We start from the raw sequence: 10,112 nt of genomic DNA on the forward strand, positions 1-10,112 counted from the left end.
CCACGGGGCAACCACGTCATGAACATCGTGCCGGAACCTTTCAAGGCGCTGCAGCGGAAGACCCTGCACGAGGAACTGACGCAGGTGCTGCGCGACCTCATCGTCCACGGCGACCTGGGGCCGGGGGTGAAGGTGCCCGAAAAGGACCTGTGCGAGGCCTACGGCGTCTCGCGCACGCCGCTGCGCGAGGCGCTGAAGGTGCTGGCTTCCGAGGGGCTGGTCGTGCTGGAGCCCAATCGCGGCGCCCGCGTCAGCCGGATCACGCAGCAGGATCTGGACGAGGTCTTCCCGGTCATGGGCGCGCTCGAGGCGCTGGCGGGCGAGCTGGCGTGCCGGAACATCACCCCCGCCGAACTGGAGGAGATCCGCCGCCATCACGAGGCCATGCTGGCGCATTACCGCGCCGGCGACCTGAGCGGCTATTACGCCGCCAACCAGAGTATCCACGAGGGCATTCTGGGCGCGGCGAAGAACCCGACCCTGGCGGCGCATTACCGATCCCTGTCGGCGCGGGTGCAGCGGGCGCGCTATGTCGCCAACACCACCCCCGACCGCTGGGCGCAGGCGGTCGAGGAACACGAGCGCATCATGGCTCACCTGACCGCGCGCGACGGGATCAAGCTGGCCGCTATCCTGCGGCGGCACCTCGAGAACAAGCTGAGGGCGGTGAGCCAATCCCTCGCCGGTGCCGAGCAGGCGGAGGGGCGACCGACACGGCGCACGACCGAGGATTGCATTCAATCCGGGGGGTGATCTAGGCAGATCGAAGGCAATCCGCTATCCTTTCGGGCCAGGACGGCAGGGACTTGGCGGATGAACGATCTCACGGCCGACGACGGCGCGGGCATTTCCGAACGCATCGCCACCACGCTGCATGGCGAGGTGCTGTCCCGCCTGCGCGACCATGTGGTGCATGGCGACCTGCCGGACGGGGCCCGCATCTCGGAACGCGAACTGTGCGCGCGGTTCGGGGTGTCTCGCACGCCACTGCGCGAGGCGCTCAAGGTGCTGGCGTCCGAAGGGCTGATCGAATTGCTGCCGAACCGCGGCGCGCGCGTGAAGTCGCTGACGCCCGACGAGATCGGCGAGCTGTTCGACCTCATGGGCGGGCTGGAGGCGCTTGCCGGACGCCTTGCCTGCGAGCGGATCACGCCCGAGCAGTTCGACGCGATCGAGCAGACCCACCGCGAGATGTACGCGCATTACCTGCGCGGGGACCGGCCCGGCTATTTCGCCTGCAACCAGCGGATCCACGAGGCGATCCTTGCCGCCGCCGGCAACGGCGCGCTGTCGGCGGCGGCCCGCGCGCTTCTGGGCCGGCTGCGCCGCGTCCGCTTCGCCGCCAATCTCGACGAGCAGGGGGACCGCTGGCGCGAGGCGGTGCGCGAGCATGAACTGATCCTCCACGCGCTGTGCCGCCGGGCGGGCGCGGAACTGGCAGACCTGCTGTTCAACCACCTTCGCAGCACGCGCTCGGCCATCCTGCGGAACCTTGCCGCGCGTAAGAATTGAATGCATTATTGCCATGCTGCGGCAATGATGCATCCAATTTGGAACTAGCCCCCGGTGCAGGCACCCCTGCCCACCCCGCAGCGGCTTCCCGGAAACCGAAGCAAGAAGGCACAGGCAGATGACCGCACCCAGCCCGCAGAACGCCCCTCCTGCCGCGCGCGCCGCCGCCCGGAACAAGGCCTTTCAGGCCGCCCTTGGCAAGGCGCTGGAAGGCGAGGTCCGCGTCGACGCCTTCACGCGCGGGCGCTATGCGACCGATGCCTCGATCTACCAGATCATGCCGCGCGCCGTGGCCTTTCCCCGGCACGAGGACGACATCGCCGCCGCCCTGCAGGTCGCGGCCGAGCATGGCGTTCCCGTGATCGCACGCGGCGGCGGCACCTCGCAGAACGGCCAGCCGATCGGGGACGGGCTGATCCTGGACATGTCGCGCCACTTCAACGGCGTCACCGACTATGACCCGCAGGCCCGCACCGTCCGCGTCCGTCCCGGAACGGTGCTGAGCACGCTGAACGATGCCCTCCGCAAGGACGGGCTGTTCTTTCCGGTCGAGCCCTCGACGGCCTCGCGCTGCACCATCGGGGGGATGGCGGGGAATAACTCCTGCGGGGCACGGTCGCTGCGCTTCGGCAAGATGGTGGACAATGTGCTGGCCATCGACGGGATGCTGGCCGACGGCGAGCGCTTTTCCCTGAGCGACGCGCCGCTGGCCACCCTGCACCCGCATTCGCGCGGGATCATGGAGCGGCTGACGACCCTGGCCCGCCAGCACCGCGCCGATATCGAGACGATCTTCCCGAAGGTTCAGCGCCGGGTCGGCGGCTACAACCTCGACGAGCTGCTGCCGGAAAACCCCAACCATTCGCACCTGCTGGTCGGGTCGGAAGGCACGCTGGCGCTGACCACCGGCGTCACGCTGAAGCTGTCGCCCCTGCCCGCGCACCGCGTGATGGGCGTCTGCCATTTCCCAACCTTCCGCGCCGCGATGGAGACGACCCGGCACATCGTCGCGCTGGACCCGGTCGCGGTCGAGCTGGTGGACAACAACGTGCTGGTGCTGGGCGCCGACATCCCCCTGTTCGTCCGCACGCTGAGCGACATCACCCGCGGCCAGCCCAACTGCCTGCTGCTGGTTGAATTCGCGGGCGACGACCCCGACGCGCTGAAACGCGACCTGAAGCGGCTCGACCAGTGCATGAGCGACCACGGCTTTCCGGACGCGGTGGTCAAGGTGATCGAGCCGGCCCGCCAGAAGCCGGTGTGGGAGGTGCGCGAGGCCTGCCTGAACATCATGATGTCGATGAAGGGCGACGGAAAGCCCGTCTCCTTCATCGAGGATTGCGCGGTCCCGCTGGAGCACCTGGCCGATTACACCGACGCCGTGACAGAGGTTTTCAGCAGGCACGGCACGGTCGGGACGTGGTATGCCCATGCCTCGGTCGGCTGCCTGCATGTCCGCCCGATCCTGAACATGAAGACCGGGGAGGGCGTGCGGAAGATGCGCGCCATCGCCGAGGAAACCGCCGATCTCGTGCGCCGCTACAAGGGATCGTTCTCGGGCGAGCATGGCGACGGCATCTCGCGGTCGGAATTCGTGGAACCGCTGTTCGGCGCGAAGCTGACCCGCGCCTTCGAGCAGGTGAAGGACAGCTTCGACCCCGAAAACCGCCTGAACCCCCACAAGATCGTCCGACCGCTGAAGATGGACGACCGCAGCCTGATGCGCTTCCAGCCCGGCTATGCGGCGACGCAGCCGGAAAGGACCGCGCTCGACTGGTCGGACTGGGGCAGCTTCGGCGCCGCGGTCGAGATGTGCAACAACAACGGCACCTGCCGGAAGCTGGCGGGCGGGACCATGTGCCCGTCCTACCGTGCGACGCGCGAGGAACAGCACCTGACGCGGGGGCGGGCGAACTCGCTGCGGCTGGCGATCTCGGGGCAGCTTGGGCCCGACGCCTTCACCTCGCCCGAGATGAAGGAAACGCTGGATCTCTGCGTGTCCTGCAAGGGCTGCAAGCGCGACTGCCCCACGGGCGTGGACATGGCGCGCATGAAGATCGAGTTCCTGCACCATTACTACAAGAAGCACGGGCTGCCCCTGCGCGAGCGGCTGATCGCCAACCTGCCGCACATTGCCCACCGCGCCAGCCGCCTCGCGCCCGCCTTGAACCTGCGCGACCGGATTCCCTTCGTCGCAAGGCTGTCCGAACGGATGCTGGGCTTTTCCGCCAAGCGCAGCCTGCCGAAATGGGGCAGGCCGTGGAAGGAGACGCGCCCGGCCGCCCGCCCCGAGGATGTGGTCGGCGACGGGCTCGACCTCGTGCTGTTCGGCGACACCTTCAACCGCTATTTCGAGCGCGAGAACCTGGAAGCGGCCGAGCGGGTGCTGCTCGCCGCCGGCTACCGCCTGCACCGGGTCCAGCCCGCGGGCGGCAGCCGCCCGATGTGCTGCGGGCGAACCTGGCTCGCATCCGGGCAGACCGATGAGGCGCGGGCCGAGGTCCGGCGTTCGATCGACGCCCTGCGCCCCTTCGTCGAGCGGGGCGCGCGCGTGGTCGGGCTGGAGCCGTCCTGCATCCTGACCTTCCGCGACGAGATGACCGCGCTGCTGCCCGCCTCGGAAACGGGTTTCCTCGAGGGCAAGGCGCTGCTGTTCGAGGAGGCGCTGGCCGCCGACCTGAAGGCGGGGACCGTGACCCTGCCGCTGGCCGACCAGAAGGGCCGGGTCGCCCATCTGCACGGCCATTGCCACCAGAAGGCCTTCGACGTCATGGGTCCGGTGGAATCCGTCCTGCGCAGCGTGCCGGGACTGGAACTGACGGTGATCGAAAGCTCGTGCTGCGGCATGTCGGGCGCTTTCGGCTACTCGACCGAGAACCACGAAGTGTCGATGATGATGGCCGAGTTGTCGCTGCTGCCAGCCGTCCGCAAGGCCGGGCCGGACGACCTGATCGTGGCTGATGGCACCAGCTGCCGCCACCAGATCCACGATGGCGCGGACCGGCAGGCGATCCATGTCGCGCAGGTTCTGGACCGGGCGCTGGCGCAGGTGTGAGGGGGCGGAGCCATCGCGGGGGGCACCGCGCGCTGGTGACGGCACAGGACGCGCGACCCGCGGCGCTCCGTGCCGTCGCGGGTCAGATCCGGCGCTTTCCGCCGTCTTCCGTCGATTTCAGATGCCCTGCCACTCGGGTTTGCGCTTCTGCGTGAAGGCGCTCACCCCCTCGCGGAAATCGCGGCTGCCGTAGACGCGGGCGATGACATCCCTGTCGTCCGGCGCGCTGTCCGCCAGCCGGGCGAACAGGTCGCGGCAGGCGCGGATCGTCAGCGGGGCGGCCTCGCACAGCCGCGCGACCTGGCGCGCGGCCTCGGCCTCCAGCTCGGCCTCGGGCACGCAGGCGCCGGCAAAGCCCAGCCGATGCACCGTCTCGCCGTCCAGCAGCACCGACAGCAACAGCATCTGCCGCACCGGGCCGTCGCCGAGGGCGCGGATCAGGCGGGCGATGTTGGCCGCCGACAGCGTGTTGCCCACCGTGCGCGCGATCGGCACGCCAAAGCGGGCGCGCGGCGTCACGATCCGCAGGTCGCAGGCGGCCGAGATCGCCAGCCCACCCCCGACGGCGGCGCCGTCGATGACGGCAAGGGTCGGCGCGGGCAGCCGCGTCAAGCGCGTCAGCGTCTCGTCGATCCGCGCCTCATAGGTGACGCCGTCCTCGCCGCCCGTAAACTGGGTGAACTCGGAGATGTCGGTTCCCGCCACGAAGGCCCCGCCCGCGCCACGGAACACGATGGCGCGGAGGTCGTCGCGGCCCTCCAGCTCGTCGCAGATCTCGCCCAGGCGCGCATACATGGCGAAGGTCATGGCGTTGCGGGCCGCCGGTCGGTCAAAGGTCACATGCGCAACCGGTCCGTCGATCCGAAGCGTCACGTCCCCCTTTGCGGGGGCCTGATCGCGGCTCGATGCGCTGTTGCCGGGCGTGTCAGACATCGGCGGCCTCGCGTCCGGTCGCCAGGCCGAGTTCCTGCAGGATCTCGGCGCGGTGCTCGTCCAGCAGCGGCGGGTGCCGGCGGACCTGCTGGGGGGTGCCGCGCAGCTTGACGGGGAAGCCGATGTTCTTCACCTCGCCCTCGACCGGATGCTGGATGGGCATGACCATGTCGCGCGCCTGTGCCTGCGGGTTGCCCAGGGCCTCGGCGTAATCCAGGATCGACCCGGCCGGGATCCCGGCCTCCAGAAGCTTTTCCACCCACTCGTCGCGGGTCTTCTGGGTCAGGGTTTCCTCCAGTTCGGCGATCAGCGCGGTCCGGTTGGACATCCGCAGCGCATTGGTCCGATAGTCGGGATGCTCGATCAGCTCGGGCCGGCCGATCGTGTCGCACAACCGGCGGTAAAGCCGGTCGTTGTTGGCGCCCAGCACGAAATACCCGTCGCTGGCCCGGACCGCCTGATAGGGCGCGGCCATCCGGTTGGCGGTGCCGATCCGGTCCGGGACCACCCCCGTTCCCCAGTAATCGCAGATGTCCCACACCGCGAAGGACAGCCCGGCCTCATACAGCGACGCGTCGATGAACTGCCCCTTGCCCGTCGCCTGGCGGCCGATATAGGCGGAAAGGATCCCGTAGACTGCGAACAGCGAACAGCCGATATCGGCCAGCGGCCCGCCGGATTTCGCCGGGGGACCGTCGGGATGCCCGGTGATCGACATGATGCCCGACGCCGCCTGCGCCATCAGGTCGAAGCCCGGCCGCGCGGACCACGGCCCGGTCTGGCCGAAGCCCGAGATGCTGGCATAGATGATGCCGGGATTGATCTGCGAAACGGTGTCATAGTCGATGCCGAGCTTCCGGACGACGCCGGGCCGATAGTTCTCGACGATCACGTCCGCGGTCTTCGCCAAGGCAAGGAAGATCTGGCGATCCGCCTCGGACTTGAGATCCAGCACGATGGACCGCTTGTTGCGGTTCATGTTCAGGAAGCCGAGGCTGTCGTCCCCCTTCAGCTTGAACCCCATCGAGCTGCGGGTCTGGTCGCCGGTCGGCGGCTCGACCTTGATCACGTCGGCGCCCAGGTCGCCCAGCAGCATGCAGGCAAAGGGCCCGGCCATCACCTGGCTGACGTCGAGGACGCGGATTCCCTGAAGCGGCAGCGTTTTCTGTTGATCGGTCATGTCGTCAGGCTCCGTAGATAAGGTGGACCAGCAGCAGCGAGACACCCGGCAGGTAGGTGCAGATCATCAGCAGCGCCAGCAGCGCGAAGATGAACGGCAGGTTGGCCTTGGTCGTTTCCCAGATGTCCGCCTTGGCGATCGAACAGGCGGCGATCAGCACCGAGGCGACGGGGGGCGTCTGCTGGCCGATTGCCAGGTTCAGCGTCACCACGAGGCCGAAATGCACCGGGTCGATCCCGGCCGCCAGCACCATCGGCATCACGATCGGCACCACCAGGATGATCGCCGCCGCCGAGTGCAGGAACATGCCCAGAATCAGGAAGGCCACGTTCAGCATCAGCAGGATCATGTACTTGTTGTCGGTCACGTCACTGATCGCGCCCGCGAGTTGCTGCGGCAACTGCGCCTCGGTCAGGAACCCGCCGATCAGATAGGACGAGGCGACCAGCAGCATCACCACTGCCGTCTGCACGCCGCTGTCGATCAGCGCCTTGTAGAGCGCCCGGATGTCGAATTCGCGGTAGATCACGATCGAGATGAACAGCGCCGCGACCACGGCGAGGCCCGCGCCTTCGGTCGCCGTCACGATGCCGCCGAAGATGCCGCCCAGGATGATGACCGGCAGCATCAGGGCCCAGCCCGCCTCCTTAAGGCGCAGCCAGACATTCGAGATCTGGAAGCTTTCCTCGACCGGGAAGTTGTAGCGGCGCGCCTGCACATAGGCTGCGACGGCCAGGCAGATGGCCCCCACGATGCCGGGGCCGAAGCCCGCGACGAACATCTTGACCACGGACTGCTGCGCCATGACCGCATACAGGATCATCGGGATCGAGGGCGGCAGGATGATGGCCAGGCTGGAGGCCGAGGAGCAGATCGCCGCCGAAAATTCCTTGGAATATCCCTTCTTCCGCATCGCGGGGATGAGGATCGACCCCAGCGCCGCCACGCCGGCCACGGCCGAGCCCGAGATCTCGGCAAAGAACATCGACGCGCCGATCACCACGAAGGACAGGCCGCCGCGGACGAAGCCGACCAGCGCCGAGGCCAGCGCGATCAGCCGGCGCGAAATCGACGAGGCGTTCATGATCGAGCCGGCCAGCACGAACAGCGGGATCGCCAGCAGCGAGAAGTTCGATGCGCCCTCGAACATCGTCAGCGCGAGGTTGGGCAGCATGTCCACGCCCTGCACCAGCACGACCGCCGCGATTGCCACCAGGCCGAGCGCCACGGCAATGGGGATGTTCAGCAGCGCCAGCGCGAACATCCCGAGAAGCATGTAGCCGATTGTCATCGCTTGTCTCCCGCGACGGGGTTGTGGTGGTCACGGTGGCTGGCGGCCGGCACGCTGGCATCGTCCAGTTCCAGCGGGGTGTTCGAGATGTCGCCCAGGGCTTCCTTGATCTCGTGATCCACGAAGCCTTCGCCGCGGGCGGCGGAAATCACCTCGGGCAGGCGGAAGGCCTCGGCGATCATGAACAGGACGGCGCCCAGCGGAATGATCGACTGCGTCAGCTGCACCGACACGCTGGGCAGCGACACCAGCGTCATCCCCTCAAGGATGACCAGCACGACCCACCCCGCATAGGCGAGCAGGCCGAAGAAGAAGAACACGCAGGCCTCGGCGAACAGCGTCACCGGGACGCGCCACCGGGGCGGCATCGCGTTGACCAGTCCGGGAAAGCCGATATGCGCCCCCTTCAGCGCAGCCAGCGCGCTGCCGAAATAGGTCATCCAGACCAGCCCGATCGATGCCACCTCGTCATACCAGCTAAGCGCCGAACCGAAGTAGCGATAGACCGTGCCAAGGACGATCAGAATGGCGAGGCCGGCCACGATCGCCGCCGTGATGACCTCGAGCAGGACTTCAAAGCCCCGCCTGACGGTGAGCGCTTGCATCTGCATCTCCAGGGAAAAGGGGGCAGGCCCGGCGGGACGCCGGACCCGCCGCATCAGATCACTCGGCCACCGCGAGGGCGCGGGCCTTCTCGATCAGTTCCGCGCCGCCATCGACGGTCTCGGAGAAAAGATCGTAGACTGGCTGGCTGGCCGCGATGAAGGCCTCGGTATCGACCTCGTTCACCTGCATCCCCTCGTCGATCAAGCTCTGCAGCAGTTCCGAGTCCAGCCGAGCCGCGATTTCGTAGACGACGTCCTGCATCTCTACCGCGGTTTCCTGCAGCACCTGCTGCACCTCGGGGTCGAACTTGCTCCACGACCTGCCGGCCACGACATAGCCGGGCGTATAGACGTGGTTGGTCTTGGACAGGTAATCCTGCACCTCGTAGAAGCGCGACGGATAGATCTGGGCGTAGGGGTTTTCCTGCCCGTCCATCACCCCGGTCTGCAGGGCGACGAACACCTCTGAAAACGCCATCGGGCTGGGGCTGGCGCCATAGGTTTCGAACATCTTGACGCGCCACTCGCCGCTGGGGACCCGCAGCTTGATGCCCTTCAGATCCTCGGGCGTGTTGATCGGCCGCTTGTTGTTGGTGATCTGGCGGAAGCCGTTTTCCCAGACCCCGAGGATCTTGAAGCCGGCTTCTTCGGCCTGCGACGCCATGTCCGGCATCACGACCTCGTCCCGGATCCGCTTCATGTGCTCGCGGTCCTGGACCAGGTAGGGCATCTCGAACAGGCCGAAGACCGGCACCATCGAGGACATGACCGTGGTCGGCAGCGCCAGATCAATTGTGCCCAGCTTCAGCTTCTGCAGCATTGCCGTGTCGTTGCCGAGCTGGCTTGAGCCATAAGCAATGACCTTGGCCTTGTCGCCCAGCTTCTCGTTGGCGCGCCGGGCGAACTCGGTCGCGCTCTGGTCCAGCAGCGAGCCGGGTTCCCCGACATGGCCGAACTTGATTTCGGTCTGCGCCTGCGCGTGGCCGACCAGCCCGAATGTGGCCATGACGACCGCCGTGATGAATCGCTTGATCTGCATCTTTCCTCCCTGGACTTGTCTGACGGCGCAACGGTCCTCACGGGATCCGGCGCCGGGAGGCCCGCGGCGCGGGCCCGCTTCGGCAGATCGCATCCTCTTGCGCCTGCCCTTCACTCCATGCCTGCATACTCGACCTGCGCTCGAACCGCGTCTCCCATCGCGTCGCCTCGGAGGCTGGTGCAGGTTTCGCCAAGCAGTCCTCCCCTGCCTCCGGGCTTCTCGGTGCTTCCCGATTTTGAATTATGAATGATAAACCGGTTTGAGCTGTCAAGCCTTTTCCGGTCTTCTGCAGCTCTGTCAGGCTCCAGACTTATTGATGGTCATAGCCAAAACATGACGGTTGCGGCGAGTGCTACGGCGGAGAGGAAGGTTAGAGTTGGTTCGGGAAATCTGAACAGGGGCGTTGAGTGGATCATCCGCGCGACATCGGCATGATGCCGAGGAGCGAGGAGAGACCATGAGCAGACGACCGCGCCGGAACCACAGCCCGGCTTTCA

The 10,112-nt window shown here is 67.2% G+C and carries 8 protein-coding genes; 3 read left to right on the forward strand and 5 right to left on the reverse strand.

Annotated features, from left to right (window positions below):
• Nucleotides 1–27: 27 nt before the first annotated feature.
• The 3 genes from KTN05_RS14575 to KTN05_RS14585 all read left to right on the forward strand — a co-directional run bounded on the left by KTN05_RS14575 (nt 28) and on the right by KTN05_RS14585 (nt 4,567).
• Nucleotides 28–753, forward strand: a complete 726-nt coding sequence (locus tag KTN05_RS14575; protein ID WP_371823380.1) for a GntR family transcriptional regulator — start codon at nt 28–30, stop codon at nt 751–753.
• A gap of 60 nt (nt 754–813) precedes the next feature.
• Nucleotides 814–1,512, forward strand: a complete 699-nt coding sequence (locus KTN05_RS14580; RefSeq protein ID WP_217330125.1) for a GntR family transcriptional regulator — start codon at nt 814–816, stop codon at nt 1,510–1,512.
• 118 nt (nt 1,513–1,630) lie between these two features.
• A complete protein-coding gene (locus KTN05_RS14585; protein ID WP_217330126.1) occupies nt 1,631–4,567 on the forward strand; it encodes an FAD-binding and (Fe-S)-binding domain-containing protein in 2,937 nt (978 codons plus the stop codon).
• Between the two features lie 117 nt (nt 4,568–4,684).
• Here the strand turns inward: KTN05_RS14585 and KTN05_RS14590 are convergent, their stop codons facing one another.
• From KTN05_RS14590 to KTN05_RS14610, 5 genes are read right to left on the reverse strand one after another with little or no spacing between them, the layout of a single operon-like run.
• Nucleotides 4,685–5,500, reverse strand: coding sequence for an enoyl-CoA hydratase (locus KTN05_RS14590; protein WP_217330127.1), 816 nt, complete (start codon nt 5,498–5,500; stop codon nt 4,685–4,687).
• On the reverse strand, nt 5,493–6,680 hold the full coding sequence (locus KTN05_RS14595; RefSeq protein WP_217330128.1) for a CaiB/BaiF CoA-transferase family protein: 1,188 nt from the start codon (nt 6,678–6,680) through the stop codon (nt 5,493–5,495). Before KTN05_RS14595 ends, KTN05_RS14590 begins: the two co-directional genes overlap by 8 nt.
• A 4-nt stretch (nt 6,681–6,684) precedes the next feature.
• Nucleotides 6,685–7,971: a TRAP transporter large permease gene (locus tag KTN05_RS14600; RefSeq protein WP_217330129.1), complete on the reverse strand. Its 1,287-nt coding sequence runs from the start codon at nt 7,969–7,971 to the stop codon at nt 6,685–6,687.
• A complete protein-coding gene (locus KTN05_RS14605; protein ID WP_217330130.1) occupies nt 7,968–8,576 on the reverse strand; it encodes a TRAP transporter small permease in 609 nt (202 codons plus the stop codon). The genes KTN05_RS14600 and KTN05_RS14605 overlap by 4 nt, the downstream gene beginning before the upstream one ends.
• A 58-nt stretch (nt 8,577–8,634) precedes the next feature.
• A complete protein-coding gene (locus tag KTN05_RS14610; protein ID WP_254368241.1) occupies nt 8,635–9,615 on the reverse strand; it encodes a TRAP transporter substrate-binding protein in 981 nt (326 codons plus the stop codon).
• Nucleotides 9,616–10,112: the final 497 nt, after the last annotated feature.

It is taken from the genome of Paracoccus sp. Z118 (genome assembly GCF_019061185.1).
Classification (GTDB): domain Bacteria; phylum Pseudomonadota; class Alphaproteobacteria; order Rhodobacterales; family Rhodobacteraceae; genus Paracoccus.

Excerpts from the sequence above, each read along its gene's own strand:
- KTN05_RS14605 (WP_217330130.1), bottom strand. The coding sequence starts at position 8,576 with ATGCAAGCGCTCACCGTCAGGCGGGGCTTTGAAGTCCTGCTCGAGGTC.
- KTN05_RS14610 (WP_254368241.1), bottom strand. The coding sequence starts at position 9,615 with ATGCAGATCAAGCGATTCATCACGGCGGTCGTCATGGCCACATTCGGG.
- KTN05_RS14595 (WP_217330128.1), bottom strand. The coding sequence starts at position 6,680 with ATGACCGATCAACAGAAAACGCTGCCGCTTCAGGGAATCCGCGTCCTC.
- KTN05_RS14580 (WP_217330125.1), top strand. The coding sequence starts at position 814 with ATGAACGATCTCACGGCCGACGACGGCGCGGGCATTTCCGAACGCATC.
- KTN05_RS14600 (WP_217330129.1), bottom strand. The coding sequence starts at position 7,971 with ATGACAATCGGCTACATGCTTCTCGGGATGTTCGCGCTGGCGCTGCTG.
- KTN05_RS14590 (WP_217330127.1), bottom strand. The coding sequence starts at position 5,500 with ATGTCTGACACGCCCGGCAACAGCGCATCGAGCCGCGATCAGGCCCCC.
- KTN05_RS14585 (WP_217330126.1), top strand. The coding sequence starts at position 1,631 with ATGACCGCACCCAGCCCGCAGAACGCCCCTCCTGCCGCGCGCGCCGCC.